This window comes from Pseudomonas sp. Marseille-Q8238 (genome assembly GCF_965111915.1).
Genome location: NZ_CBCOPI010000001.1, coordinates 2,155,442 through 2,181,700, shown reverse-complemented (window position 1 = coordinate 2,181,700; position 26,259 = coordinate 2,155,442). Strand labels below are relative to the sequence as shown.

Sequence of the window (26,259 nt, the reverse complement as noted above, 5' to 3'; positions counted from 1 at the left end):
CCGTCAGATCGGGCTGTCGGCGTCCGCCAGGGCTTCTTCGGCCTCTTGCGTGACGTCAGCGAACACTTCTTTATCGGTAACGATGATGCGGTAGGTGCGCAGGTGCTTCTCGCACGGGAAGGTCACGGCCTTGCCACTCGGCACATGGAATTGCCCCCAGTGCACCGGGCAGGTGATCAGGTCGTCTTCCAGATCGCCCTCGGCCAGCGAAGCGGTGGCGTGGGTGCACATGTCGGCGGTGGCGTAATAGGTGCCATCGAGGTTGTACACACAGATGTCACCCACATCGGCGTTGGCGACTTTCTTCAGGGTTCCGGGTTCCAGCTCTTCACGCTGGCAAAGCAGTACGCGGGATGTCATCACAGGTTCTCCCCGGCAATCAGTTGCAGGAAGCCCAGCCCGGTAACCCAGGCCGGCACCGCCTCATAAGCGATCACTTCACCGCGGGCACCAGGCACGGCGGCCATGGCGCAGGCGAAGTTGCGGATTTCCATGGCGCCGTTGCCGGCGCGGCGCAGGATGTCCTCGTCGCGGTAGGCGCACAGGCCTTGCAGGTCACCGGCGACACCCAGGGCGAGAATTTCCTGATCGAAGTCTTCGGCGACCTGGCCCATCTCGGCAGTGCCGACCCAGTGGCTGATGCCACCGCTGCCGATGATCACGACGCGCTCGTCGTCATCGAATGCTTCCACCGCCGCGCGGATCTGCCGGCCGAGGTCGGCGGCACGCTGCAGCGAGATGTACGGATCGACGCCACAGGCCAGGTACACCGGGATGCTTGGCAGCGAGCGGCCCAGAATCTCTTCGGCCGGTTGCACCACCAACTGGTAGGGAATGGCGAAGGAATGGTCGATGGTGAAGCTGCGCGACACCGTCCAGTCGATACCGTTGGCCACACCATGGCTGGCGATATGCCCGGCCAGCTGTTCCTGGTTGATCACCACGCCACGCTCCAGGCCCGGCAGGCGGTCGATGGGGCCGTCCACATCGCCGGTACCGATGACATAGGGCGGCAGGCAGTGGGTGCCGAACAGGATGTAATGGTCGCAGCCGACGATGATCACCGACGTCGGCTTCAGCTCGGCCAGGCGCTGCGCGCACTGGGTGAAGGCGCCCCACACCGTCTCGCGCTGCGCCTGCGGCGGCGCCTCGGGGGCGACGAACATCACCGGGTCATGCGGCATCCAGAAGCCGCCTACGATCTTGCCCATGTCCTTACCCCTTCAGCGCGGCGGAAAAGCCGGCACGTTGTTCATCGGTGGCGCCCAGCCGTTCCTTGTAGCGGCGCATGCTACGTTCGGGCGACAGCTCCTGCCAGAAGCCCATGGTCAGCATCGGGTTGACCCCGATGGCCTGGAGCGCGCCGACGTCGAACGTCACCACCATCTCCACTTCTTCCGGGCTCAGCGCGAAGCGCTCCAGAAACAGGCGCGCATCCTCGCGAAAGCGCTCCTTGGCGGCGCGCTCGACGGACAGTTGCCAGAGCACTCGCTCCAGTACATTGCGGCTCATGGCACTTACTCGGCGAGGAAGTCGCGCACCAGCGCAACGAAACGGCGGGGCTGCTCGCTCTGTACCCAGTGGCCGCAGTGGCCGAACAGGTGCAGGTCGGCATTGGGCACGCTATTGGCGATCAACAGGCCGCATTGCGGCGGCACCACGCGGTCTTCGCGACCATGAACCACCAGGGTCGGCGCGGTGATCTTGGCCAGGGCGCCCGCCGGGAATCCCTTGACGATGGTTTCGCCTTCGGCAGCCGGCTGCGGGATCAGCTTGCGCAGGGCTTCCTGGGAACCGACACGGGCACTGGCCTCGTAGCGGGCTTGCACCAGCTCGGGGGTGATCAGCGAAGTGTCGTAGGGGAACAGCTCCATCAGGCGGCGCATGTTGTCCAGCGATGGCTCGTACTCCCAGGCGCCACGCAGGCCCGGTGTCTGGACGAATTCGCCAGCCGGCGTGCCGAGCAACACCAGCTTGTTCACGCGCTCCGGAGCAAAGACAGCCAGGCCGATGGCCACGGCGCCGCCGAAGGAGTTACCGACAAAGGAGGCCTTCTCGATATCCAGCGCATCCATGATGCCAACCAGATGATTGACCCACAGTTTGATGTCGTACTTGGTGCCTTCCTGGAACTCGGTGAAACCGAAACCGGCGATGTCCGGAACAATCACCCGCCAGTTATCAGAGAAGGCAGCCATGCTCTTCGACCAGTTGGTCCAGCCCGACACGCCGGGGCCCGAGCCATGCAACAGGAACAGCGCTTCGCCCTCTCCCGCTTCGTGATAATTGGTCTTGTGTCCTGCCGCGAGCAGGGTTTTGCCAATTCCGTCCATAAGGCCTCCGGTTGCTTGTTCTTATGAAGATACAGATGTGTATCTGTATGCTATGGACGAATTTGATCTGCGTCAATACCAGGCCGCGCGTAAAGGCCATCCAACAAACACACGGGCATGCCGGCCAGCCGCCTTCAGCGGCTGGCAAAAACAGCCGACAAGACAATTCGCTTCAGTCTCTAAAAATGGCTAAACCGCTGTATTTACTTGGCTTTCATCGAGATCAGGAATGCCGAGGAGAAACCATTGCCGTACCAGCCTGGCGCCAGCACGGAACGGAACCCAACCAAAAGAAAGGCGCCGAAGAATCAGACGAGAATGGCAAAAGCAGCGCAATAACCTACACAAATGTATTGCAATAAGTGGCAGCGGAATGCCCACAAAGACACGTGCAATCGCCCTTGCGCACCGTGCAGAAGCTGCAGAGGTAATCCATCAGCCCCAAGACCCTGATCACCATGTGTTGACATCCATCAATGCATTCGGGATACCGCAAGGGCATGCTATGAAAGCTCAACAGGACGATCCACCAGCAGACACCCTTGCATGTCATTAGCGGCTGCCTGAGGCGTCGGTTGACGCTAGAATGCGCTCTGTAACCAATCGGCGCTTGACAGGCTGTCACTCGCCCGTAACCCAATTCGCTTGCTGGACAAGGCTTAAAACAATGTCATCACGCACCAATCTCACCCGAGAGGATTGGATCCAAGCGGCCCAGAGTGTTCTGGTCAAGAGCGGCGTGGATGCCGTTCGGGTCGATACCCTGGCCAAAGAGCTGAAGATCACCCGAGGCAGCTTCTACTATCACTTCAAGAGCCGTGGCGAACTGCTCGAGGGTATCCTCGGCAACTGGCGCGCCCGAGCCACCGAAGATGTGATTCACCACCTGCGCAATGCCCAGACCTCGCCCCAACAGCAACTGCAGCGCTTGCTGGAACTGCCCTTCCATGGCCAGACCGCCCGCGAGGCGGCGGCCATCGAGCTGGGTATCCGCGCCTGGGCACGTCGCGACAAACAGGCACGTCAGGCCATCGATGAAGTCGACCGGCACCGCCTGAGCTATATCGAAAGCCTGCTGATGCAAGGCCACATGGACGAAAGCGAAGCCCGCGATCGCGCCTACCTGATCTACGCCTACCAGATCAGCCTGTCCCTGCTGCACAGCGACGACACAGCCCAGGAACGCCTGGAACGCAACACGCGCATGTCGCACATCCTGATCCCCGAGCCGGATCTGCTACCCGCCTAATTCCCCTCCAAGCAGTACCAACAGCGGGCAACCAACAGGTTGCCCGTTGCGTTTTGCCGTGCACAAAACAGCCCTCACCCAGCCCAACCACCCTCCAACCGCTAACTGGCACCAGCAAAATCACCCATAAAGATACAGTACAAAACTGTATCCAAATCTCACATAACCTCGACCAACGAGACTTCTTGGAAGATTTCAATCAGCTCCGAATGAAATATATTTTTCCTTCTATATCAGTGCATTAAATAAAATCTACGGGCCCTTTCAGGTTTTCTACCCCCTCCCCTGTTGACAACCAGACATCGCCTAAACGTAAGCTATAAATACACATTCACATGTGTATTCAAAAGCTCTAGAAGCCGATGAAAAACAAGAACAACAGATGGATAAAGCCTATGCACGTGCATGCATGCCCCGACCCTAGCCGGTCGATGGCCGCCCTTCGGGCGTCCCGACACTCAGCCAGTGGCATACCGCCCTCCACCGCCCGCGTTCGACCCACCCTGGTCGAGCGCACCCCTGTGCTCGACTGAGGCCGCCCCATGGATATCTCGATTCTGGCCTTCCTCACGCAGGACGGTCTGACCACGGGCGCCATCTACGCGCTGGTGGCCCTGGCTCTGGTCCTGGTCTTTGCCGTTACCCGAGTGATCCTGGTCTGCCAGGGTGATTTCGTCGTCTACAGCGCACTGACACTGGCCACCCTGCAGGCCGGCGTACTGCCCGGCACCTTGTGGCTGTTGCTGGGTTGCTCGCTGGCCGGTTGCGCACTCGACTGCGCGATTGCCCTGCGCCATCGCCACGCCTGGCGCCTGCCCGGCATTCTGGCTCGCTACCTGACCCTGCCATTGGCGCTGTGGGGAATCCTCAGCGTGTTCGACCTGAACACCCTGCCTGGCCTGGCCCAGATCGCGTTGGCCATCGCCATCGTCACCCCGCTCGGCCCGCTGCTGTATCGCCTGGTCTATCAGCGTGTCGCCGAAGGTTCGGTGCTGTTGCTGCTGATCATCTCGGTGGCCCTGCACATCGTGCTGCTCGGCTTCAGCCTGCAGATGTTCGGCGCCGAAGGCTTCCGCACCGACGCCCTGAGCACCGCCGGTGTGATGGTCGGAACCCTGCCGGTGAACCTGCAGAACCTGCTGGTGATTGGCAGTGCACTGCTGCTGATCGCCCTGCTCTACCTGTTCTTCGGCCACAGCCTGTATGGCAAGGCCTTGCGTGCTACCGCCTTCAACCGTAACGGCGCGCAGCTGGTGGGTATTCCCACACAACTGGCGGGCAAGAGCGCCTTCGTTCTCGCAGCATTCATCGGCGCCTGCTCTGGCGTGCTGATCGGCCCGTTGACCACGCTGTACTACGACTCCGGCTTCCTCATCAGCCTCAAGGGTTTCGTCGCCGCCATCATCGGCGGCCTGGCCAGCTATCCGCTGGCTGCAGGCGGTGCCTTCCTGGTCGGCCTGCTGGAAAGCTTCGCCAGCTTCTGGGCCTCGGCCTACAAGGAGGTGATCGTCTTCACCCTGGTTATCCCGGTGCTGGTCTGGCTGTCGTTGAAACACCCCCATACCGAGGATGAGCACTGATGATCCGCCGACTGCTTCCCCTGCTTCTGCTACTCGCGGCGATCATCGTGGCGCCTCTGGTGCTGCCGCCGTTCTACGTCACGCTGCTCAACTATGTCGGCCTGTACAGCTTGGTCGCCCTCGGCCTGGTACTGCTGACCGGCGTCAGTGGCCTGACGTCCTTCGGCCAGGCTGCCTTCGTCGGCATCGGCGCCTATGCCACAGCGGTGCTCAGCAGTTCGCTGGGCCTCTCGCCCTGGCTCGGCCTGCTTGCCGGCCTGGCCATCACCCTGCTGATCGCCACCGTGCTCGGCCTGCTGACCTTGCGTCTGGCCGGCCATTATCTGCCCATCGGCACCCTGGCCTGGGGCCTGGCGCTCTACTACCTGTTCGGCAACCTGCCGGGCCTTGGCGGCTTCGGCGGCATCCACGACCTGCCACACATCGAAGTGTTCGGCTGGCGCATCGATACCGCCGCGGACTTCAGCCTGCTGATCGGCGTGCTGCTGGTCGCCACCCTGTGGCTGCTCGGCAACCTGCTGCACAGCCGCCAGGGCCGCGCCATCCGCACGCTCAAGGAAGCCAGCGGCATGGCCGAGGCCATGGGCGTGAATACCGCCAGCAGCAAGCTGGTGGTCTTCCTCATCGCCGCCCTGCTGGCGTCGTTGTCCGGCTGGCTCTATGCGCACATGCAGCGTGCCGTGAACCCCACGCCATTTTCCGTGGTGATGGGCATCGAATACCTGTTCATGATCGTCCTCGGCGGCACAGCCAGCCTGTGGGGCGCCCTGCTCGGTGCCGCACTGCTGACCCTGATCAAGCAGGTGCTGCAGGATGTACTGCCGCAGATTTTCGGGCAGACCGACAACGTCGAGATGATCTTCTTCGGCGTGCTGATCATCCTGGTGTTGCAGTACGCCCGTGACGGACTGCTGCCCCTGTTGAGCAAGCGCCTGCCCGCTCCACGCCCACCGCGCCTGTCGCTCGACGATGCCGAACCACTGCCACGCCGTGAACCGCCAATTGCCGGCCAGCCACTGCTGTCAGCCAAGGGCCTGGTCAAGCGTTTTGGCGGACTGGTGGCGAACAACGACATGAGCCTGTCGGTCAACGGCGGCGAAGTGACCGCGCTGATCGGCCCTAACGGCGCCGGCAAGTCGACCCTGTTCAACCTGCTCTCCGGGGTTCTGCCACCCACCGCAGGCGAGATCGAGTTCCGTGGCCAGCGCATTGACGGCCTGTCGCCACGCGCCATCGCACAACTGGGCGTCAGCCGCACCTTCCAGCATGTCCGCCTGCTGCCAACCATGAGCGTGCTGGAGAACGTCGCCCTTGGCGCCCACCGTCGCGGCCGTGCCGGTTTACTGCGCGCCATGCTGCACCTGGAGCGCCACGAAGAGACCCGCCTGCTCGCCGAAGCGGCTCGCCAGGTCGAGCGTGTCGGTCTTGGCGAATTCATGCACACCCCTGCCGGCAGCCTGGCGCTGGGTCAGCAACGCATCGTCGAAATCGCCCGCGCGTTGTGCAGCGACCCGTTGCTGCTGTTGCTCGACGAACCCGCCGCCGGCCTGCGCTATGGCGAGAAACAGGCCCTCGCCAGCCTGCTCGACCAACTGCGTGCCGAAGGCCTCGGCGTGCTGCTGGTGGAGCACGACATGGACTTCGTCATGAACCTGGCGGATCGCATCGTGGTGATGGAGTTCGGCCAGCGCCTGGCCACCGGCACGCCCACGGAAATCCAGGACAACCCGGCGGTCCTGGCCGCCTACCTCGGAGGTGTGGAATGAACAGCCTGCTGGAAGTACGCGGCCTATCGGTCGGCTATGGCAAGGTCGAAGCCGTGCGCACGCTCGATCTGCGTGTTGGCGAAGGCCAGATCGTCAGCCTGATCGGCCCCAACGGCGCCGGCAAGACCACCCTGATGGCCGCTTTGATCGGCTTGCTGCCCTGCTCGGGCGAAGTGTTCTACCAGGGCGAGCCTTTGCTGCCGCACCACGACGTGGCCCACCGCGTGGGCCTGGGCATGGCCCTGGTTCCGGAAAGCCGTGAGCTGTTCGCACCGATGAGCGTGGAAGACAACCTGTGCTTGGGTGCCTTCAGCCGCTACCGGCGTGGTGACCGGGACTACTCCGGCACGCTGGAAGAAGTGTTCGCCCTGTTCCCACGCCTGAAAGAGCGTCGCCAGCAAGCCGCCGGCACCCTCTCTGGTGGCGAGCGGCAGATGCTCGCCATCGGCCGCGCGCTGATGGGCAAGCCACGCCTGCTGATGCTCGACGAGCCAAGCCTGGGCCTGGCGCCACGCATCATCAGCGAAATCTTCACGATCATCGAAGGCCTGCGCCAGACCGGCGTATCGATCCTGCTGGTCGAGCAGAACGCCCGCGCCGCGCTGCGGGCTTCCGATTACGGCTACGTCCTCGAAGTGGGCGAGCTCGTGCTGCAGGGCCCGGCCGCCGAACTGGCCGAGGACCCGAAGGTGATCGAGACCTACCTCGGCCGACGCGCCACCACCACTCCCTCTCCCCAACCCGCCTGAGCGCTGCTCAGGCAAGGAGGCGACAAGCCCAGCACTGCATACCCGCGAGCATTCAGAACAACAACAAGACCAGATTTGGAGCTTCTCATGAAACGATTCCTCCCCTTGCTGCTGGCCGTATCCATCAGCGGTGCAGCCCATGCCGACATCAACGTTGGCGTCATCCTCTCGACCACCGGTCCAGGCGCTTCGCTGGGCATTCCTGAGCGCAACACGCTCAAGCTGCTGCCCAAGGAAATTGCTGGCGAAACCGTCAACTACATCGTCCTCGACGATGCCAGTGACAGCACCGCCGCCACCAAGAACGCGCGCAAACTGGTCAGCGAGAACAAGGTCGACCTGTTGATCGGCTCCAGCACCGTACCCACCTCCGCCGCCGTCGCCCAGATCGCCAAGGAAAGCGCCACCCCGCAGATCGCTCTGGCCCCCTTCGGCCCGAGCGGTGACGACAAGCACTGGATCTTCACCATCGCGCAGACCAACACGCTGATGGCCGAAGCGCTGATCGAGCACATGCAGGAAAACGGCGTGAAGACCCTCGGCTACATCGGCTACAACGATGTCTGGGGCGAAGACTGGCACAAGGTGCTCAGCGAACTGGCACCCGCTGCCGGTATCACCCTGGTGCGTGACGAGCGCTTCAACCGTACCGACTCCTCGGTCAGTGGCCAGGCGCTGAAAGTCATCGCCAGCCGCCCTGACGTCGTGCTGATCGGCGCCACCGGCACCCCGGCCGCGCTGCCGCACACCGAACTGCGTCGCCTGGGCTTCAAGGGCACCATCTATCACACCCACGGTGCCGCCAACAGCGCCTTCCTGCGCATCGGCGGCAAGGACCTCAATGGCGCCATCCTGCCGGTCGGCCCGGTCGTGGTGTGGGACAAGCTGCCCGACAGCCACCCGTCCAAGGCCCTGGCCAGCCAGTACGCCCAGGACTACGAAGCGCAGCACGGCCCAGGCAGCCTGTCGCCATTCGGTGCCTACATGTTCGATGCCATGCAAGTGGTCAAGGCCGCTGCCCCCGAGGCCCTGCAACAAGCCCGCCCGGGTACTGCCGAGTTCCGTCGCAGCCTGCGCGACCGCATCGAGCAGACCAAGGACGTAGCCGGCACCCACGGCGTCTACAACCTCTCCCCCGACGACCACTTCGGCCACGACCAACGTGCCCGCGCCCTGGTCAGCGTGCAGGACCAACAGTGGGTGCTGATCCACGCCCCTGAGTAACACCACCGCCACACAACAACAATAAGGAAACCTCGATGCACAACCGACACCTCATCAAGCGGGGCGTAGCTGCCTGCGCCCTGTTCAGCCTCAGCCCGGCTCTTCTGGCACAAGGTTTTGTCGAAGACAGCAAGGCCAGCCTGACCCTGCGCAACTACTACTTCGATCGGGACTACAAAGGCACTTCGGCACAATCGGCCCTGCGTGAGTGGGCCCAGGGCTTCATTCTCAAGGTCAACTCGGGCTATACCGACGGTCCGGTCGGCTTCGGCCTGGATGCCACAGCCATGCTTGGCCTCAAGCTGGACTCGTCGTCCGGCCGGACCGGCACCGGCCTGCTGCCCTTCGACAGCAGCGACCGCGACCCGCGCGATGACTATTCCGAGCTGGGCCTGACCGCCAAGGTCAAGGTGTCCAACACCGAGCTGCTCGCCGGTACGCTCAACCCCATGTTGCCCGTGCTGCTCTCACCGCCCACTCGGCTGCTGCCACAAACCGCTCGCGGCGTGCACCTGAACTCTAAAGACCTGGAAGGCTTCAACCTGAATGCGGGCTGGCTTGATCGGGTCAATCAACGCGACTCGACCAACTACCAGAAATTCACGATCGGCTCCCCCAACGGGCGCTTCAACGGTGCAGCCGAATCCGACCGCTTCCTCTTCATCGGCGGTAACTACCAGTGGTCCGAGCCCCTGACCCTGCGCTACTACCATGCTGAGCTGGAGGACCTGTACAAGCAGGACTACATCGCCTTTGTGGACAATCGCGCACTGGGTCAAGGGCGGCTGAAAACCGACTTCCGCTACTTCATCAGCAGTGAGGATGGCGCAGCCAAGGCGGGCAAGGTCGACAACCGCACCGTAGGCCTGATGCTGACCTACAGCCAGGGCTCCCACGCCCTGGGTGCCGGCTACATGCGCCTGGACGGTGACACAGCCATGCCCTATATCGCGGGCAGTGAGCCGGACGTCATCAGCGAGGGTGCGCTGAGCAGCGAGTTCCTCAACACCAAGGAAAGAACCTGGCAGGTACGTTACGACTATGACTTCACCCAAGTCGGCGTACCGGGCCTGAAAGGCATGCTGCGCTACCTGCATGGCAGCAACATCGAGTTGCCAGCACGCCTCGGTGGCTCGGGACTGACGGAAAGCGAGAAGGACATCGAGCTGTCCTATGTCGTACAGAGCGGCACGTTCAAGGGTGTGGGGCTGCGTCTGCGCCATGCCTGGTACCGCAATGACTTCGCACCCACCGCCAGCTTCCGCGACGACAACGAGCTGCGCGTGAACGTCGATTACACCATCGCACTCTGGTGACCCCCGCTCGTGGCCTGACGGTCACGAGCCCCTCCCCTCGCAAGATGGGAGGACACCCGACCCCGGCCACAAGCCAGGCGAGGGATCTAAACCTACTGAGCAAAAAAAGGGCCTCCACAAGAGGCCCTTCTGCATTTCGTGCCCTGGTAAACAGCCAGGTCAGTGCTAGACGGCGATCACGCCGGCCAGAACAACACCACCAGCGCAAACATGCCGGAGTACATGAGAATTTCCAGCGTCTCGCTGAGCGGCTGGATACGGCGGATGGCGCCATACACATGCACCAGCACCATCAACAAGGCAACTGCGCCCAGTGCCTCGAAAGCCACGACCAGCGCTTCACCGGTCAACGCTGCACGCAGCATCAGCGCTTCGATGATAAGAATGAACGCGCCCAGGCAACGGCCGAAATAGATGGCCAGGTGGGTTTCCTCGGGAATCTTCCAGCCCATCAGGCGCGCCCACAGCAGCGGCACCAGGAAAATCGGCAAGGCAAATACCAGCGTGGTGGCAATCACCAACCAAAGCAGGAAGTCCTGGCTGTAGCTACTCCAAATTCCAATCACGGCTTATCTCCTTCTTGTTATTAAAAAAGCGGATACGCACCGGCGTATCCGCTTCCACAATGTGCCCGCGCAACACCAGAAGTGCGCGGGCAGATGTCTACCCGAGGGGCTGGATTACCAGTTCAGCACAGCACCCAGGGCCAGGGTCTTGGTCTTCTCGTTCGGCAGGACACTGCGGTCATGAGCATCAACCTCATACAGGTTGTACTCGGCAACCAGTTTCAGGTTGTCGTTGACGGTACGGAAGTAGGCAATACCACGGGTTTCGAAATCGGCAGCGGTATTGAACACGTTGCTCTTGTTGCCGTCATCCTTGGTCTTGCCGTAAGACAGGGCAATACGGTTCTTGCCGAAGCTGTAGGAACCCTGCAGCAGGTAGCCGTCGCTTTCGATATCGCGCAGGTTGGCCTTGGTCAGGTTGTTGCTGAAGAACGGGTGCACGCCCTTGGCCTGGAAGCCCGAAGCGGTCAGCGACAGGCCGCCCATCTTGGCCTGCACACCGTAACCCAGGCCACGGCTTTCCAGATCCTTGACAGCGCTGTCAGTGTTGCTCGAGTTCTGGTAGGTGCCGTTCAGCCAGGTGTAGATAGCCGAGCCACCCAGATCAAACTGGTAGCTGACTTCGCTCTCGAAGCGAGGCGAATCCTGGTAGGACTTGCCCAAGGGACTGCTGTCGTTGGTATCCACCGGATCCATGATACCCACGGCAACTCGCAGGCCTTCGGTCAGGTTGTTGTTGCGGTAGGTGATCTGCGAAGTCGGGAAGGCATAGGGGTAGCCAGTACCGATGTTGCCGAAGGACACGCCACCGCCATCGACCAGAGCCAGGGTATCGCTGGCATTACCGAAGCCGGCCAGCAGTTCGTCGAGGAAGATGTTGGAGCGAGCGAACAGGCCGAAGTCCTTACCGATCAACACCTCACCCCACTCAGGGCTAGAGATGGTGCCGAAGAACTGACGTACGTCGATGGCGGTGGAAGTGCCGTTGTCATCGCCGTCGTTGATGGTGACCCAGAAGGAAGCACGTGCGCCCAGCTTGAGGCCGTCGACCTGCTTGCCGAAATTGAAACCAATGTAGTTGGGCAGGAAGCCCATCTTCACGCGGGACTGGTTGCGATCACGGCTGTCGTCATCGCTCTTGACGTTGTTGTGTACGTAGAAGGTGTTCACGTAGCCGTCGGTGGAGAAGGTGGTGTCATCCTTGTCGTACAGCACGATCTCGGCACTGGCCTGCTGAACCATGCCACAGGTCAGGGCGGTGGCGATGGCAAAGGGCAAAAGCTTGAGGTTGGCGATCTTTTTGTTGTTCATGGCGCTCTCCGAGGCATAGGGCGACTGACCGGGCAGTCGCGTCGGAGGGATTATTCGGAGCCACCCCCTTCGGCCATACGCTGCCTTGGGTGCAAAGCCCCTGTCCTTTGCGCGCACACCCGAGGTCTTGCGCCGTCCTGGCGCCAAAGCGCTACTTCCTCCGAGCTGAAAGTCGTACACCCAAGGGCAGCTACCCACTACTTGCGCAGGATGCGCAGGCACCTGGCAGCCGCCCAATGGGCACCCGGATAAAGAAGAGATGGAACGTGCAGTCGTTACGCCGGGCCGGTGTAGGGAAAGCGCCGTTTCACCGACCCACCATGCACGAGCCCACTGGATGAGGACACCTCATCCACACCGTAGGAAGTGACAGGTATATAGAGAGAAACTACTCAGCCCCAGGGGCAGGCAGCGCTACTCAGCACCAGGTGCGGACTGCGCGTGCGCAGGTGCTCCAGCCAGTCGGCCAGATCAAGAGGCGTCAATGCATCAAGCGCCGCAAGCAGCGCTTGAGGATAAGCCTGTACCTGACCGGACAACCAGGCGTGGTACTGGGTCTGCGCGCTGTCGTGCAAACCACTGCCCGCCCCTTGCAACTGATTGCGCAGATGCTGACCGATTACCTGCCACTCGGCAGGGGTCAGTTCGGTTATGCGCCTTACCTGTGCCTGGAGAAAACTATCCAGTGCCTGCCAGATGGCAGTCGCATCCGCACGCGCCGACTGCACGGCAAACAACAGCCCGGCACAGCCATCGAACTGGCGATAGCCACAGAACAGCGCATAGCCCAGTTGTTGTTCATCACGTAGCTGCCGCTGAAAGGCATCCGGCAGGCATTGGCCGAGCAGGCGCCAGGCCGCTTGGCCGATAACGCCCACCGGGGCGGCAACAAACAGTAGCAGTGCGCACTCAGCGCCAGGCAACGCCAGGTGCTGCCAGCGCCGATCGGTTGCCGTCGCTGACGCCTCGCCCGGCACCACGGCCTGCACCTGCAACGCCTGCGTGGCACATATCGCACCGACTTGGCCAGCCAATGCATCGTCGTGGCAAAGCAGCAGGCCGGAGCAGCGCCCAGGCAATTGCCGAACCTGATGACTATCGGCTGGATGCAGGAAACCCGGCAGCGCCTGCAACAACTGACGCAGGGCGATCCCCGCAACCTTGGGCGAAGCCTCATCCACGCCTTCTGGCCATGGCGCCTGCAATAACGGCAAAGCCTGCTGCAACACGCCCGCCATGACTGCCACGTTGCCGAGCAACTGCAGGTTCAAGGCAGCACCGGACTGACACAGATCGAGCTGTACCCCTATCCGTTCCGCCTCGCGCTGCAACGGCAACAGCAGCCTCTGCAAGGCGCGCAAACGGCCAGCCGACGGTGCGGCATCAACCCAGTGCAGAAACAGCGCCGCCACGGCTGGATCACGCCACTGCGGACGGATATGCATTCCTGACCAGAGCTGTGGCGACAGGGCTGTGCGCCACTCTCGATCCAGTGGATAAGGTGCAGCTCCCAGCCTGAGTGTTATGGGCTGAGTGAAGGGCAGTGGCGCTTGCTCCAGGGCCAACTCGAAACCACGCACTGTGCGCTGGCTCACTGCTCGCGCGTCGACACTGATTTCCAGGCACTGACCCGCCTCGATGGACGCCAGCCAGGCGGCGAAGCTGGCGTAGTAAACCGGTTCCGCACAGTCCATTCGCTCGAGCAGGTACTGTGCCTTGTCCAGGGCGTTGCACAGTGGCCATTGCCAGTGCTGCGCCTCACGCATGTGGGCCAGCCACCCCTCATCAAGAACATGAGACTGACAGGCTCGCAACCAGTCGACCAAAACGCCACGCAAAGCACCACGCTGCGGCCAGCAGGTAGGTGACAGGGAAAAATCGAACGCCAGCAGCGCCTGTTCCCCTTGCGCATGCAGTACTCGCAGGCGCATCCGGGTTTCTATTCCAGCCTCCAGCAATCGGGCCGCCAGGTTTTCCGAGGCGTTGTCCCTCAGCAGTTCAACCAGCCAGGTAGCCCCCTGCGCCTGGCTCTCTACAGCCACCACCAGCACATGGTGCAGCGAGCTACCATTTATGTTCAGGTGCAAGGCTTGAGGGCAGTCCAAACCCAGGATTGGGGGCGGCGCCAATCGCCACGACTGGCGGTCTTGCGCAGCTCGCTGCAATAAAGGCCGCAGTGCGCGCAGCCCCTCAGCTGCCGGTACGGCACTGACGACCACCAGGCGAACCGCTGCCTGCCGGTAGACCATCCGGTGATAGGCCTGCAAGGCCTGCTGGAAATCCGCCGACTCCACCGGCAAGCTGTCCCGGTTGCCCGCATGGAAACCCGCTGCACCATGCGCACTGTCTAGCGCCGTGCCAACGGCTGCATCGATCAACGTGTCAGGATCAGTGGCGCGCAAGTGAAACTCGGCGTCGATCACTTCACGCTCGGCACGCTGCAGGGCTGGGTCGAGCAAGGGCTCAAGCAACTGATCGAAGAGCCGCTCACTGGCACTCAGCAATGCCTGTTCGGCAACCTGGAAATGAAACAGCGTGCGGCTGCCCCGCGTACTCGCATTGACCGAGCCACCCACCTGCTGCACATGGCTCATCAAGCCATCGCCCACGGCATAACCGCGGCTGCCGCGAAACACCATATGCTCAAGGAAATGCGCCAAGCCTGGATAAGCCGCTGGCTCATCATGGCTGCCGCCATCCAGCTCCAGCGCCAACGCCGCCTGCAAGCTGTGAGGCGCATGCAGCCACAGCAGCTCTAACCCGGCACCCAACCGTTCGCGATGGACCTGCTCGCCTGACGCCAGCACGGAGTACTCCTCATACCTTGATGACCGCTAGATTCAGCCCTGCACCACAAGCTGGCAATAGTCCTTTGGCAGCAGAGGCTCTAGCAGTCTGATTCAGGCAGTATGGGGACAGGCGACATGGCTCAATACCCGCCGGGCTGTAATGCCACATACTTGGGGCATGCGCCTGGACCGCTGCAGGCTCACTTCAACCTTTTGACAGAGGCACTGTGTATCTCCATGGGAATGAAAAAATCATCGCAAGAGCTGAAACGCGACCTCAACGGCATCGCCGTCAATCTGGAACGTACAGCCAGTGAAATCAGCCGCCTGGCCGAGCAGATCAAGGGCGTGGATGTCGTGGCCGTGCTGCACCTGATGAACCGGCTGTACCGCGATGCCGACCTGCTCAAGGCCTACACCGATGAGATCCGGGCCGGGCGCATCGTACGTGGCAAAGCTGAATCCTGATGCTGCCTACCCTTCACCACGCTCCACACAGCCCTCGCCGCCAGCGCATTCGCGTATTGCGTGGCCGTATCGGCCTGGGCTTGGTGGCGGGCCTGTCAGTCCTGGCAGGCATGACCGACGCGATCGGCTTCATGGCTACCGGGGACTTCGTCTCGTTCATGAGTGGTAACACCACGCGACTGGCCATTGCTATCAGTGAAGGCGATCTGACGCTGGTACTGCGCCTCACTGTCGTGGTCATGGCGTTCATCGTGGGTAACGCAGCAGGCGTAATTCTCGGGCGCCTGGGTGGCCGTCGCGCCCTGCCTCTGATGCTCGCCGTGGCCACCCTGCTCTGTATCGGCGCGGCTCTCCCCCTGGCATCCACGTTTGCCACGCTTATCCTGGCCGTGATCGCCATGGGCATGCTCAATGCCGTGGTCGAACAGGTCAACGGCCTACCTGTCGGGCTCACCTATGTAACCGGCGCACTGTCGCGCTTCGGCCGTGGCCTGGGTCGCTGGATACTGGGTGAACGAAAGGATGGCTGGCGCGTGCAGTTGATCCCCTGGGCCGGCATGCTGGTGGGCGCCATTCTGGGTGCCTTGCTCGAAATACACCTGGGTATCCGCGCCCTGTTGGTGAGTGCCTTGCTCGCTGCCATCCTGGGAGTGATCGCCCTGAGCATCCCTCCTCGTTGGCAGATGGGCTATAGATTGCGCTAGCGCTTCATAGCGCGTGGTTGGGCTCCATGGAACTGGCGCACCAACACCCACGTAAAAAAACAACCTCGGAAATAACGATGTAAATAATATTATTTATTCATGTCCAGAATAAATGACAAACACCTTCTCACCTAACATCCAGCACTGTACTGAATAGCGTTTATTTACCTGACCCAAGCAACAAGATTCAGAAATCATTATTAAAACCCTCGTCGCAATTAATATCCCCCACTGTTAAACACCTCACACTTTTTTGGCTTGCCCCCTTATCCATCAAGGGTCTAGGATGCGCTCCTCTCTAAGGGATGCGCAATTAATTGCACATCTTAGTGCGCAACTTTTTGCGCACCTTTCTTTAAACAAGGGCCTGCATGATGCCGAGCCGCGTTTATCGAAAGTTACAGGCTTCTATAACAGAGTCATGGAATGACCTATTCAAGCAAGCTCACCGCTCATTATCTGGAACTGGCCAGTACTCCTATTGAACAGGGGAACTTCGCGGGTACAGATGTCCGTTATTCTTCTGAATATGAAGTACTTGAGGGCGAGCTCGGCAAAGCCACGGCTCTGCATGAAACAGGCGCTATCGACTGGCAGAAAATCCGCGAAAACAGCGAAACGCTGCTGCGTTCTCACTCCAAGGATCTACGGGTTGCTGCCTGGTTGATCTGGGGGCTGTACCAGCGCGAATCCTTCGCTGGACTGCAAGCCGGCTTCGGCCTGCTGCACCACCTCTGCCTCAATCACTGGGCCGAACTGCATCCACGCAAACCACGCACCCGTGCTGCGGCTATCAGCTGGCTGATCCCACGCCTGGAACAGGCACTTGCCGACCACGTCCCCATGGGCGAACAACTGGCACTGTTCCGTGCCCTCGCCGAGCAATTGCGGACACTGGAGGGTTGCCTGGCTGGGCATCTGGGCGAGGAAGCGCCCTTGCTGCTACCACTGTGCCGGCGCCTTGATGAGCTGGTAAAACGGGCCAGCCAAGGCCAGCCGGAGCCCGGCTCGGTGGGCGCTGCAATTGCCCAGGTCAAGCAGGCTGCCAGCCAGATACTCACACCTGGCAGTCCTATCGAGAACGAGAAGGAAGCCCACAAAAGCCTGCGCAGCTTGCAGGATCAAGTCCGCCCTCTCTGTGCCTACTGGCTCAAGCAGAAAGCCAGCGATCTTCGTGCCTTGCGCCTCGCACGCACCCTGCTCTGGCTGCCGATCGATAGCCTGCCGGAACGAAACAGTGAGCAGATCACCGCCTTGCGTGGCGTGCCTGTCGACAAACTGACCAGCTATCAGGAGCGCTACCTGCAAGGTCAGTACGCAGACCTGCTGGTTGACCTGGAAGCCAGCATCGCCCGCTCGCCCTTCTGGCTCGATGGCCAGCACCTGGTCTGGCAATGCCTGCAGGAACTGGCCGCTGAACAAGCCATGCGTGAAGTGGAAATTCAACTGGCGCTGTTCATGCAACGCATGAGTGGCCTGGAAGAACTGCGCTTCCATGACGGCAGTGCCTTCGCCGATGCGCAGACACGCGCCTGGCTCAGCTCTCATGTGATGCCCCACGTCCAGCCGGAAAAGACCGAAAACGCCACGCCAACACCGACTCAAGGCACTCAGCCGGCCTGGGACTGCGCCCTGCAGGATGCGCTGCCCACCCTGCGCAAGGAAGGCTTGAAGTCCGCCGTACAGCAACTCAAATCCGGCCTGAGCAGTGCTCGCAGTGGCCGTGAGCGGTTCTTCTGGCAACTGACGATGGCGCGCCTGTGCTACAGCGCCAAGAAATACGAACTGGCCAAGACCCAACTCGAATCACTCGACCAGCTGCTGCAGGCCAATGGCATGGGCAACTGGGAACCTGATCTCGTCCTCGACGTCCTGCGCATGCTGCACAGCTGTTGCGAGCTGCTACCGCAGAACCATGCCGTCCGCGAATGCAAGGAGGAGATCTATCGCAGGTTGTGCCACCTCGATCTTGAAGTGGTACTGGAATAAGGCGTGTCAGGTCACGGGAATCCGCCTTGACCTGCACATGTCTCTAGGCCCTCGGGCCATCACCATAAAGGAGAAAGACCATGGCCAAAGAAGGCTCGGTAGCCCCCAAGGAACGCATCAACGTCACGTTCAAACCCGCCACGGGCGGCGCTCAGGAAGAAATCGAACTGCCGCTGAAACTGATGGTACTCGGTGACTTCACCCAGCGTGCCGACGAGCGCAAGATCGAAGATCGCAAGCCGATCAGCATCGACAAGAACAGTTTCGACGAGGTGTTGGCCAAGCAGGAGCTCAACCTCACCTTCGGCGTTCCTAACCGCCTGCTCGACGAAGCCAGCGACGACGACCTCGCCGTGCAGCTGCGCATCAACTCGATGAAGGACTTCAACCCCGCCAACCTGGTCGAGCAGGTTCCCGAGCTGAAAAAGCTGATGGAACTGCGGGACGCGCTGGTCGCCCTGAAAGGCCCACTGGGCAACGCCCCGGCCTTCCGCAAGGCAATCGAGAGCGTACTTGCCGACGATGACTCGCGTGACCGCGTACTCGGTGAACTCGGCCTGGCTGCCCAGGGCAAGCTGGACTCCTGATCTCAATTAACAAGGAAGCTAATTCATGAGCACTAGTGCAGCAGTGGAAAACGGCCGTAGCGCCGCCGAACTCGGCATTCTCGACCGCATCATCGCCGAAACCAAACTGACCCCGGACGACGAAGCCTATGACATCGCCAAACGTGGCGTGTCGGCCTTCATCGAAGAGTTGCTGAAGCCGGACAACCAGAACGAGCCGGTCAAGAAGGCCATGGTCGATCGCATGATCGCGCAGATCGACGCCAAGCTCAGCCGGCAGATGGACGAGATCCTGCACAACGCCGAATTCCAAGCCCTGGAGTCCTCCTGGCGCGGCCTCAAGCTCCTGGTAGACCGCACCAACTTCCGCGAGAACATCAAGCTGGAGATCATCAACGCCTCCAAGCAAGACCTGCTCGATGACTTCGAGGACAGCCCGGAAATCGTCCAGTCCGGCCTGTACAAACACATCTACACCGCCGAATACGGCCAGTTCGGTGGCCAGCCGGTCGGCGCGCTGATCGCCAACTACTTCTTCGACCCAAGCGCCCCGGACATCAAGACCCTGCAATACGTTGCCAGCGTCGCCAGCATGTCCCATGCGCCCTTCATCGCCGCTGCCGGCCCCAAGTTCTTCGGCCTGGAAAGCTTCACCGGCCTGCCGGACCTGAAAGACCTCAAGGACCACTTCGAAGGCCCGCAATTCGCCAAATGGCAGAGCTTCCGTGAGCAAGAAGACGCCCGTTACGTGGGCCTCACCGTGCCGCGCTTCCTGCTGCGCAACCCGTACGACCCGGAAGACAACCCGGTGAAGACCTTCGTCTACAAGGAAAACGTCGCCAACAGCCACGAGCACTACCTGTGGGGCAACACCGCCTACACCTTCGCCAGCCGCCTGACCGACAGCTTCGCCAAGTTCCGCTGGTGCCCGAATATCATCGGCCCGCAGAGCGGTGGTGCGGTGGAAGACCTGCCCCTGCATCACTTCGAAAGCATGGGCGAGATCGAAACCAAGATCCCGACCGAAGTACTGGTCTCCGATCGTCGCGAATACGAGCTGGCTGAAGAAGGTTTCATCGCCCTGACCATGCGCAAGGGCAGTGACAACGCGGCATTCTTCTCGGCCAACTCGGCACAAAAGCCGAAGTTCTTCGGCATCAGCGAAGAAGGCAAGACCGCGGAACTGAACTACAAACTCGGCACCCAATTGCCGTACATGTTCATCATCAACCGCCTGGCCCACTACCTGAAAGTGCTGCAGCGCGAGCAGATCGGTGCCTGGAAGGAACGCACCGACCTTGAGCTGGAACTCAACAAGTGGATCCGCCAGTTCGTCGCCGACCAGGAAAACCCCAGCTCCGAAGTCCGCAGCCGTCGCCCGCTGCGCGCCGCCCAGGTCATCGTCAGTGATGTCGAGGGCGAGCCAGGCTGGTACCGCGTCAGCCTCAACGTGCGTCCGCACTTCAAGTACATGGGCGCCGACTTCACCCTGTCGCTGGTCGGCAAGCTGGACAAGGAGTAACAACCCGTGAGCTACGGCAGCCTGTTCGAACGCCTCGGTGGTGACGCCAGCCAGCGCACTGGTTGGAGTTTTGAAGCCGCCGCCATGGCGTCGGTGGCTGCCCATCTGGCAAAAATGCTCAGCACCCGGGCGGGCAGCGTGCAAACGCTGCCCGACTACGGGTTGCCCGATTTGAACGATATGCGCCTGTCGCTGCACGACTCGTTGCAGCAGGCGCGTGTCGCCATCGAACGCTTTATCGAAGCGTACGAGCCTCGCTTGAGTCAGGTGAAAGTGATCTCCCTGCCCCGCGAACATAATACGCTCAGCCTGTCCTTCGCCATTGAAGGGCTGCTGGAGGTCGAGGGGTTCAAGCGCCAAGTGAGTTTCTCCGCAAGCCTGGATGGCAGCGGACAAGTGAACGTTCATTGAGGAGTGACAACGGATGTCCGGTAAACCCGCAGCCCGCCTCGGCGACCCCACCGCCTGCCCATTGCCCGGCCACGGCACCAACCCGCTCGCCGCCGGCTCGCCAGACGTACTGTTCGATGGCTTGCCCGCCGCACGCCAGGGTGATGCCTCCGGCTGCGGTGGCGCCATGGCCGGAGCGGTCATCCCCACGGTACTGATCAACGGCAAACCAGCGGCAGTGGTCGGCAGTGTGGGCAGTCATGGCAATACCGTGGTGTCTGGCTCGGGAACGGTTCTGATTGGTGGCTGACCAGACTTTCTGACAGCACTTGTGCCCTTTGCATTACGCCCATGGATGAGCGAACCACATGTCTTTCAATCACTACTACCAGAGCGAACTGACCGCCCTGCGCCACCTCGGCAAGCGCTTTGCCGAGCGTAGCCCGGCGCTGGCACCGTTCCTCGGGCAGGCCGGGCGTGACCCGGACGTCGAGCGGTTGCTGGAAGGGTTCGCCTTTCTCACCGGCCGACTGCGGCAGAAGCTAGATGACGAGCTGCCGGAGCTGACCCACTCGCTGATGCACCTGCTGTGGCCGAATTACATGCGCCCGCTACCGGCCTTCAGCATGCTGCAGTTCGACCCGCTGCAACGGCCTGGCCCTGCCTTGCGAGTGCCACGTAACACACCGGTGGAATCCAAGCCAATCCAGGGCGTTACCTGCCGCTTCCGTACAGCCTTCGCCACCGATGTACTACCGTTGGCACTCGATGGCCTGGACTACTCGGTGAAGGGTGATGGTGCCCTGCTGAGCCTGCGCCTGACCATGAGCGCCAATGGCCATCTCGGGGAGATTGACCTCAAGCAGTTACGCCTGCACCTGTCTGGCGAGCGCTATATCAGTCAACTGCTGTACCTGAGCCTGCTGCGTCATCTGGGCAGCATTCAGCTGGTGCTTCTGGACGACAGCGGCAAACCGCTACGTGACACGCAGGGCAACCTGTTGCCAGCATTGCAACTGCCCAGTAGCAAGGTGCAGCCGGTAGGCTTTGCCGAAGACGAAGCGCTGATCCCCTATCCGCTCAATACCTTTCGCGGCTATCGCTACCTGCAGGAGTACTTCGCCTTTCAGGACAAGTTCCTGTTCGTGGATATCCTCGGCCTGGATGCTCTGCACCGTATCCCGCAAGAACAACTCAGCCTGGCGCGTGGCCTGGAACTGCGCTTCGATATCCACAAGGCCGGGGTGCAACGTATCCGCCCGACTCTGGATAACGTGCGTTTGTATTGCACCCCGGTAGTCAATCTGTTCGAGCACGACGCCGTGCCCATTCGCCTGGACGGTAAACAGGATCACTATCTGCTGCTGCCCGCCGAATTCGATTCGCAGCACTGCGGCGTGTTCTCGGTGAATCGTGTCACCGGCTGGAAACCGGGTGGCCAAGGCTACGAAGAATACGTGCCGTTCGAATCCTTCGAGCATGACCCCAGCTTCGACGTGCCCCGCGCACGCCCGCATTACAGCGTACGCCAGCGTCCCTCGCTGATCGGAGATGGGCTGGAGACTTACCTGAGCTTCGGCCTGCGCAATCTTGACCAGCACGAGACCCTGTCTATCGAGCTGACCTGCACCAACCAGAATCTGCCACGACAACTCGGACTCGGCGATATCTGCATGCCCAGCGAAGACACCCCGGAGTTTCTCAGTTTCCGCAATATCAGTGCAGTCACGCCCAGCTATGCCCCACCGCTGCATCGCGATTTCCTGTGGAAGCTGATCAGCAACATGTCGCTGAACTACCTGTCGCTGGCCAACGTCGATGCGCTCAAGGTGATTCTGGAAACTTACGACTTGCCACGTCACTACGACCAGCATGCCGAGAAAGTCAGCCGCCGACTGCTCGATGGCCTGAAGAACATCGGCCACCAGCATGTCGACCGCCTGCACCGCGGCCTGCCGGTTCGTGGTGTGCGCACCGAGCTGACCATCAACCCGGAAGGTTATGTCGGCGAAGGCGACCTGTTTGTGTTCGCCTCGGTGCTCAATGAATTTTTCGCCCTGTATGCCAGCTTGAACTCGTATCACGAGCTGCGCGTACTCAGTACACAAGGAGAGGTGTACCAATGGACGCCACGTATGGGGCAACAGCCCCTGCTCTGAATCGGCTCAGCCGAGGCATCCGCGAGTACAGCCTGTTCCAGGGTGTACAGCTGGTGTTGGAACGTCTGCAGGCCGCCCATCCCGAGCTGGATGAGGAGGCGCTGTATCAGCGTCTGGAGCTGCAGGCCAACCCGAGCCTGGGTTTTCCCGGTAGTGATATCGACCGCGTGCAGTTCTTCGAGGAGCACGGGGAAACCCGCGCCAGCATGCGTATCAACCTGGTCAGTCTGTTCGGCGCCGGCTCGCCCCTGCCGGCCTTCTATGGGGAGCAAGCCCTGGGTGACAGTGAGGATGGCAACCCGACACGGGACTTCCTCGACCTGTTCAACAACCGCCTGCAACGCCTCCTGTTACCCACCTGGCAGAAGTATCGCTATCACGCACGGTTCTCCAGCGGGGCCAGTGACCCGTTTTCCGAGCAGTTGTTCGCCCTGATCGGCTTGGGCGGCAAGGCGATCCGTCAGGCCAAGGAGCTGAACTGGAAACGACTCCTTCCCTACCTCGGCCTGCTCAGCCTGCGAGCGCATTCGGCGGCACTGATCGAGTCGGTCCTGCGCTACTACTTCAAGCACGCTGATCTGCATATCGAGCAATGCATGGAGCGCCAGGTCGAGATTCTGGGCGAGCAGCGTAACCGCCTGGGCCTGGCGAACAGCCAGTTGGGCGAGAGCCTGGTTCTCGGTGAACGGGTGCGCGACCGCGGCGGCAAGTTCCGCATTCATGTACTGCAACTGGACTGGGCACGGTTTCATGAATTCCTGCCAATCGGCAGCGGTTACCAGCCGTTGTGTGCTCTGGTGCGATTCACCCTACGCGACCCACTGGATTACGACATCCGCCTGGAACTGCGCCAGGACGAGATTCGCCAACTGCGCCTGGGCGCTGAAAACCCCTGCCTGCTGGGATGGACGACCTGGCTCGGGCAGAACCATGCCGATGGCATTGTCACGCTGGGCAGCAAGACTCATTAAGGACTGATGAACGATGATCAATGTCGATCTGCAACAACTGGTACAGGCCCTCGACGCCACGACCAAGCAGGACCTGGAAAGCGCCGCCGAACGCTGCGTCGTGCGGGGTGGCAGCAAGATTCTGGTCGAGGATCTTTTGCTCGGCCTGCTGGAGCGCCGTGATGGGCTGCTGGCCCGCGCCCTGCAGGATGCCGAGGTGGACGCCGGCGAGCTAGCCCAAGCGTTACAGCCACGAGGGGAACACAGCGAATCGCGCAACCCGGTATTCGCCACCGAGCTGGTGCAGTGGCTGCAGGATGCCTTGCTGGTGGCCAACCTTGAGCTCGGCCAGAACCAGGTCGACCAGGCTGCACTGATCCTCGCCTTGCTGCGCAACCCGCTGCGCTACGCCGGCAGCCACTACCAACCACTGCTGGCCCGGCTGAACGCTGAGCGCTTGCGCGACTTCGCCATGGCTCGGCAACCCCAGGCGGCACCAGGCCAACCTGCCTCTGGTGGTGAGTCCAACCTCACGCGCTTCACCCATAACTTCACGCAACAGGCCCGCGACGGCAAACTCGACCCCGTACTGTGCCGCGATGCAGCGATCCGCCAGATGATCGACATCCTCGCCCGTCGGCGCAAAAGCAATCCGATCGTGGTAGGCGAAGCCGGTGTCGGCAAGACCGCTATCGTCGAAGGCCTGGCCCTGCGCATCGCCAGCGGTGAAGTGCCAGATGCCCTCAAGGGTGTAGAACTGCTCTGCCTCGATCTCGGACTGCTGCAGGCCGGCGCCAGTATCAAAGGTGAGTTCGAACGCCGCCTGCAGGGCGTGATCGATGAAGTCAAAGGCTCGCCAAAGCCCATCATCCTGTTCATCGACGAGGCGCACACGCTGATCGGTGCAGGTGGCCAGGCCGGCAGCGGCGATGCGGCCAATCTGCTCAAGCCAGCATTGGCCCGGGGCGAATTGCGCACCATCGCCGCAACCACCTGGAGCGAATACAAGAAGTACTTCGAGAAAGATCCCGCCCTGACTCGGCGTTTCCAGCCGGTGCAACTGCATGAACCGACTGTCGAAGAAGCCGTCACCATCTTACGCGGCCTCGCCCCGGTCTACGAAAAGAGCCATGGCATCTATCTGCGCGACGATGCGGTGGTCGCGGCCGCCGAACTCTCCGCCCGCTACCTGGCGGGCCGCCAACTGCCGGACAAGGCCGTGGATGTATTGGACACCGCTTGCGCCCGTGTCCGTATCAGCCTGGCTGCAGCGCCACAGGCACTGGAAGCCGTACGTGGTGAGATCGCCGAAGGTGAACGTCAGCACGCGGCCATGGAGCGCGATCGCGAAGCCGGTCTGGCCATCGACGAAAGCGCGCTGGAGCAACTGACCACCCGCCTCAGCCAGGCTCGCGCTGAATTGGAGCAGATCGAAACCCGCTGGCAGAAACAACGCCTGCTGGCCGAACGCCTGCTCGACCTGCGCAAACAATGCGCCACCGCACGACAAGCTGCTGACGCGCTCCCGGCAGATCTGCAACAACTGGAAAACGAGCTACGCAGCGTCCAAGCCGAACTGCTCGACTGCCAGGCTCAGGAACGCCTGGTCAGCTTTGAAGTTTGCCCGCGCCTGGTCGCCGAGGTCATCAGTCACTGGACTGGCGTGCCGCTGAGCCAACTGGCCCGCGAACACAACAGCAAGGTCCTGACCTTCGCCAACGACCTGCGCCAGCGCGTACGCGGCCAGGAGCAAGCGATCATCGCGCTGGACCGTGCCATGCGGGCTACCGCGGCTGGCCTTAACCGTAGCGATGCACCGGTCGGCGTATTCCTGCTGGTCGGCCCCAGCGGTGTCGGCAAGACCGAAACCGCCCTGGCCCTGGCCGACCTGCTGTACGGCGGCGAACGTTTTCTCACCACCATCAACATGTCTGAATTCCAGGAGAAGCACAGCGTCTCCCGCCTGATTGGTGCGCCGCCCGGCTATGTCGGCTATGGCGAGGGCGGCATGCTCACCGAGGCAGTCCGGCAAAAGCCCTATTCGGTCGTGCTGCTGGATGAAGTGGAAAAGGCCGACCCCGAGGTGATGAACGTCTTCTATCAGATCTTCGACAAAGGCGTGGCCAACGACGGTGAAGGCCGTGAGATCAACTTCCGCAACACCCTGATCCTGATGACCAGCAACCTCGCCAGCGAACGCATCGCTCATCTCTGCCTGGATGGTCAGCGCCCGGCTGCGGAGGATCTGGAGCAGGCCATTCGCCCAACCCTGGCCCAGCACTTCAAGCCGGCGCTCCTGGGGCGCATGCGAGTCGTACCCTACTACCCCATCGCCGGGAACATTCTCAGCGAACTGGTTGGCCTCAAGCTTGCGCGCTTCGGTGAACGCCTACAGCGCCGGCAGTTGCAATTCAGCCACTGCTCCGCACTGCTGAACGCGTTGGTGGAGCGCTGCACCCACAGTGACAGTGGTGCCCGCCTGATCGACCATCTGATCGACCAGCATCTGCAACCCCTGGTGGTTGATCGTCTGCTCGACGCCATGGCCAGTGGCGAACACCTGCAACGCGTACACGCCACGTTGAACGGCGAAGGGACGGTGTGCTGTGAGTTCGCTTAACGTGTCGC

23 protein-coding genes and 1 pseudogene are annotated in these 26,259 nt (G+C 61.6%); 17 read left to right on the top strand and 7 right to left on the bottom strand.

Annotated elements, in window-relative coordinates; genetic code table 11:
• Window positions 1–3: 3 nt before the first annotated feature.
• From ACWPW0_RS10140 to ACWPW0_RS10125, 4 genes are read right to left on the bottom strand one after another with little or no spacing between them, the layout of a single operon-like run.
• A complete protein-coding gene (locus tag ACWPW0_RS10140; RefSeq protein WP_447592111.1) occupies window positions 4–360 on the bottom strand; it encodes a non-heme iron oxygenase ferredoxin subunit in 357 nt (118 codons plus the stop codon).
• Window positions 360–1,211, bottom strand: a complete 852-nt coding sequence (locus ACWPW0_RS10135; protein WP_447592113.1) for a DODA-type extradiol aromatic ring-opening family dioxygenase — start codon at window positions 1,209–1,211, stop codon at window positions 360–362. Before ACWPW0_RS10135 ends, ACWPW0_RS10140 begins: the two co-directional genes overlap by 1 nt.
• Window positions 1,212–1,215: 4 nt before the next feature.
• Window positions 1,216–1,512 carry an extradiol ring-cleavage dioxygenase gene (locus ACWPW0_RS10130; protein ID WP_447592115.1) on the bottom strand — a complete coding sequence of 99 codons (297 nt, stop codon included), beginning with the start codon at window positions 1,510–1,512 and terminating at the stop codon, window positions 1,216–1,218.
• A 5-nt stretch (window positions 1,513–1,517) separates the two neighbouring features.
• Window positions 1,518–2,333, bottom strand: coding sequence for an alpha/beta fold hydrolase (locus tag ACWPW0_RS10125; RefSeq protein ID WP_454255252.1), 816 nt, complete (start codon window positions 2,331–2,333; stop codon window positions 1,518–1,520).
• A gap of 47 nt (window positions 2,334–2,380) precedes the next feature.
• Here ACWPW0_RS10125 and ACWPW0_RS10120 point away from each other — a divergent pair, with 47 nt between their 5' ends.
• The 7 genes from ACWPW0_RS10120 to ACWPW0_RS10090 all read left to right on the top strand — a co-directional run bounded on the left by ACWPW0_RS10120 (window position 2,381) and on the right by ACWPW0_RS10090 (window position 10,217).
• Window positions 2,381–2,695: a hypothetical protein gene (locus tag ACWPW0_RS10120; protein ID WP_454255251.1), complete on the top strand. Its 315-nt coding sequence runs from the start codon at window positions 2,381–2,383 to the stop codon at window positions 2,693–2,695.
• 305 nt (window positions 2,696–3,000) lie between these two features.
• Window positions 3,001–3,582: a TetR/AcrR family transcriptional regulator gene (locus ACWPW0_RS10115; RefSeq protein ID WP_447592117.1), complete on the top strand. Its 582-nt coding sequence runs from the start codon at window positions 3,001–3,003 to the stop codon at window positions 3,580–3,582.
• A 542-nt stretch (window positions 3,583–4,124) separates the two neighbouring features.
• The gene (locus ACWPW0_RS10110; protein WP_447592119.1) at window positions 4,125–5,162 is read left to right on the top strand and encodes a branched-chain amino acid ABC transporter permease; all 1,038 of its coding nucleotides are present in this window, start codon (window positions 4,125–4,127) and stop codon (window positions 5,160–5,162) included.
• Window positions 5,162–6,928 carry a branched-chain amino acid ABC transporter ATP-binding protein/permease gene (locus ACWPW0_RS10105; RefSeq protein ID WP_454255250.1) on the top strand — a complete coding sequence of 589 codons (1,767 nt, stop codon included), beginning with the start codon at window positions 5,162–5,164 and terminating at the stop codon, window positions 6,926–6,928. Before ACWPW0_RS10110 ends, ACWPW0_RS10105 begins: the two co-directional genes overlap by 1 nt.
• Window positions 6,925–7,677: an ABC transporter ATP-binding protein gene (locus ACWPW0_RS10100; protein WP_454255249.1), complete on the top strand. Its 753-nt coding sequence runs from the start codon at window positions 6,925–6,927 to the stop codon at window positions 7,675–7,677. Before ACWPW0_RS10105 ends, ACWPW0_RS10100 begins: the two co-directional genes overlap by 4 nt.
• 87 nt (window positions 7,678–7,764) lie before the next feature.
• Complete coding sequence (locus ACWPW0_RS10095) at window positions 7,765–8,901, top strand: ABC transporter substrate-binding protein (RefSeq protein WP_447592125.1); 1,137 nt, start codon at window positions 7,765–7,767, stop codon at window positions 8,899–8,901.
• Between the two features lie 35 nt (window positions 8,902–8,936).
• On the top strand, window positions 8,937–10,217 hold the full coding sequence (locus ACWPW0_RS10090; protein WP_454255248.1) for an OprD family porin: 1,281 nt from the start codon (window positions 8,937–8,939) through the stop codon (window positions 10,215–10,217).
• A gap of 176 nt (window positions 10,218–10,393) precedes the next feature.
• Here ACWPW0_RS10090 and ACWPW0_RS10085 read toward each other — a convergent pair whose 3' ends face one another.
• From ACWPW0_RS10085 to pqqF, 3 genes are all read right to left on the bottom strand, one after another.
• Window positions 10,394–10,783, bottom strand: a complete 390-nt coding sequence (locus ACWPW0_RS10085) for a hypothetical protein (protein ID WP_447592128.1) — start codon at window positions 10,781–10,783, stop codon at window positions 10,394–10,396.
• 114 nt (window positions 10,784–10,897) lie between these two features.
• Window positions 10,898–12,094 (bottom strand): porin, encoded by a 1,197-nt coding sequence (locus tag ACWPW0_RS10080; RefSeq protein WP_454255247.1) that lies wholly within the window; start codon window positions 12,092–12,094, stop codon window positions 10,898–10,900.
• 392 nt (window positions 12,095–12,486) lie between these two features.
• Window positions 12,487–14,901 (bottom strand): pyrroloquinoline quinone biosynthesis protein PqqF, encoded by a 2,415-nt coding sequence (gene pqqF / locus ACWPW0_RS10075; protein ID WP_454255246.1) that lies wholly within the window; start codon window positions 14,899–14,901, stop codon window positions 12,487–12,489.
• Between the two features lie 219 nt (window positions 14,902–15,120).
• Between pqqF and ACWPW0_RS10070 the strand changes: the two genes are divergently transcribed.
• The 10 genes and pseudogenes from ACWPW0_RS10070 to tssH all read left to right on the top strand — a co-directional run bounded on the left by ACWPW0_RS10070 (window position 15,121) and on the right by tssH (window position 26,251).
• Window positions 15,121–15,351, top strand: a complete 231-nt coding sequence (locus ACWPW0_RS10070) for a hypothetical protein (RefSeq protein WP_447592134.1) — start codon at window positions 15,121–15,123, stop codon at window positions 15,349–15,351.
• Window positions 15,351–16,055 carry a YoaK family protein gene (locus ACWPW0_RS10065; protein ID WP_454255245.1) on the top strand — a complete coding sequence of 235 codons (705 nt, stop codon included), beginning with the start codon at window positions 15,351–15,353 and terminating at the stop codon, window positions 16,053–16,055. The genes ACWPW0_RS10070 and ACWPW0_RS10065 overlap by 1 nt, the downstream gene beginning before the upstream one ends.
• A 426-nt stretch (window positions 16,056–16,481) precedes the next feature.
• The gene (tssA, locus tag ACWPW0_RS10060) at window positions 16,482–18,044 is read left to right on the top strand and encodes a type VI secretion system protein TssA (RefSeq protein ID WP_454255244.1); all 1,563 of its coding nucleotides are present in this window, start codon (window positions 16,482–16,484) and stop codon (window positions 18,042–18,044) included.
• 80 nt (window positions 18,045–18,124) lie between these two features.
• The gene (gene tssB / locus ACWPW0_RS10055; RefSeq protein ID WP_447592139.1) at window positions 18,125–18,631 is read left to right on the top strand and encodes a type VI secretion system contractile sheath small subunit; all 507 of its coding nucleotides are present in this window, start codon (window positions 18,125–18,127) and stop codon (window positions 18,629–18,631) included.
• Window positions 18,632–18,656: 25 nt separating this feature from the next.
• Entirely contained in the window at window positions 18,657–20,132 is a 1,476-nt protein-coding gene (tssC, locus tag ACWPW0_RS10050) for a type VI secretion system contractile sheath large subunit (RefSeq protein ID WP_447592141.1), read from the top strand.
• 6 nt (window positions 20,133–20,138) lie between these two features.
• Window positions 20,139–20,543, top strand: a complete 405-nt coding sequence (tssE, locus tag ACWPW0_RS10045) for a type VI secretion system baseplate subunit TssE (protein ID WP_454255243.1) — start codon at window positions 20,139–20,141, stop codon at window positions 20,541–20,543.
• A gap of 13 nt (window positions 20,544–20,556) precedes the next feature.
• Window positions 20,557–20,826 (top strand): annotated as a pseudogene (locus ACWPW0_RS10040) (PAAR domain-containing protein); the annotation flags it as partial.
• 64 nt (window positions 20,827–20,890) lie between these two features.
• Window positions 20,891–22,681: a type VI secretion system baseplate subunit TssF gene (gene tssF, locus ACWPW0_RS10035; RefSeq protein WP_454255242.1), complete on the top strand. Its 1,791-nt coding sequence runs from the start codon at window positions 20,891–20,893 to the stop codon at window positions 22,679–22,681.
• A complete protein-coding gene (gene tssG / locus ACWPW0_RS10030) occupies window positions 22,645–23,652 on the top strand; it encodes a type VI secretion system baseplate subunit TssG (RefSeq protein ID WP_454255241.1) in 1,008 nt (335 codons plus the stop codon). The genes tssF and tssG overlap by 37 nt, the downstream gene beginning before the upstream one ends.
• 13 nt (window positions 23,653–23,665) lie before the next feature.
• A complete protein-coding gene (gene tssH, locus ACWPW0_RS10025) occupies window positions 23,666–26,251 on the top strand; it encodes a type VI secretion system ATPase TssH (protein ID WP_454255240.1) in 2,586 nt (861 codons plus the stop codon).
• Window positions 26,252–26,259 lie beyond the last annotated feature (8 nt).

Coding starts and splice junctions, on each gene's coding strand:
- ACWPW0_RS10140 (WP_447592111.1), bottom strand. CDS start 360: ATGACATCCCGCGTACTGCTTTGCCAGCGTGAAGAGCTGGAACCCGGA.
- ACWPW0_RS10135 (WP_447592113.1), bottom strand. CDS start 1,211: ATGGGCAAGATCGTAGGCGGCTTCTGGATGCCGCATGACCCGGTGATG.
- ACWPW0_RS10130 (WP_447592115.1), bottom strand. CDS start 1,512: ATGAGCCGCAATGTACTGGAGCGAGTGCTCTGGCAACTGTCCGTCGAG.
- ACWPW0_RS10125 (WP_454255252.1), bottom strand. CDS start 2,333: ATGGACGGAATTGGCAAAACCCTGCTCGCGGCAGGACACAAGACCAAT.
- ACWPW0_RS10120 (WP_454255251.1), top strand. CDS start 2,381: ATGCTATGGACGAATTTGATCTGCGTCAATACCAGGCCGCGCGTAAAG.
- ACWPW0_RS10115 (WP_447592117.1), top strand. CDS start 3,001: ATGTCATCACGCACCAATCTCACCCGAGAGGATTGGATCCAAGCGGCC.
- ACWPW0_RS10110 (WP_447592119.1), top strand. CDS start 4,125: ATGGATATCTCGATTCTGGCCTTCCTCACGCAGGACGGTCTGACCACG.
- ACWPW0_RS10105 (WP_454255250.1), top strand. CDS start 5,162: ATGATCCGCCGACTGCTTCCCCTGCTTCTGCTACTCGCGGCGATCATC.
- ACWPW0_RS10100 (WP_454255249.1), top strand. CDS start 6,925: ATGAACAGCCTGCTGGAAGTACGCGGCCTATCGGTCGGCTATGGCAAG.
- ACWPW0_RS10095 (WP_447592125.1), top strand. CDS start 7,765: ATGAAACGATTCCTCCCCTTGCTGCTGGCCGTATCCATCAGCGGTGCA.
- ACWPW0_RS10090 (WP_454255248.1), top strand. CDS start 8,937: ATGCACAACCGACACCTCATCAAGCGGGGCGTAGCTGCCTGCGCCCTG.
- ACWPW0_RS10080 (WP_454255247.1), bottom strand. CDS start 12,094: ATGAACAACAAAAAGATCGCCAACCTCAAGCTTTTGCCCTTTGCCATC.
- ACWPW0_RS10070 (WP_447592134.1), top strand. CDS start 15,121: ATGGGAATGAAAAAATCATCGCAAGAGCTGAAACGCGACCTCAACGGC.
- ACWPW0_RS10065 (WP_454255245.1), top strand. CDS start 15,351: ATGCTGCCTACCCTTCACCACGCTCCACACAGCCCTCGCCGCCAGCGC.
- tssA (WP_454255244.1), top strand. CDS start 16,482: ATGACCTATTCAAGCAAGCTCACCGCTCATTATCTGGAACTGGCCAGT.
- tssB (WP_447592139.1), top strand. CDS start 18,125: ATGGCCAAAGAAGGCTCGGTAGCCCCCAAGGAACGCATCAACGTCACG.
- tssC (WP_447592141.1), top strand. CDS start 18,657: ATGAGCACTAGTGCAGCAGTGGAAAACGGCCGTAGCGCCGCCGAACTC.
- tssF (WP_454255242.1), top strand. CDS start 20,891: ATGTCTTTCAATCACTACTACCAGAGCGAACTGACCGCCCTGCGCCAC.
- tssG (WP_454255241.1), top strand. CDS start 22,645: ATGGACGCCACGTATGGGGCAACAGCCCCTGCTCTGAATCGGCTCAGC.
- tssH (WP_454255240.1), top strand. CDS start 23,666: ATGATCAATGTCGATCTGCAACAACTGGTACAGGCCCTCGACGCCACG.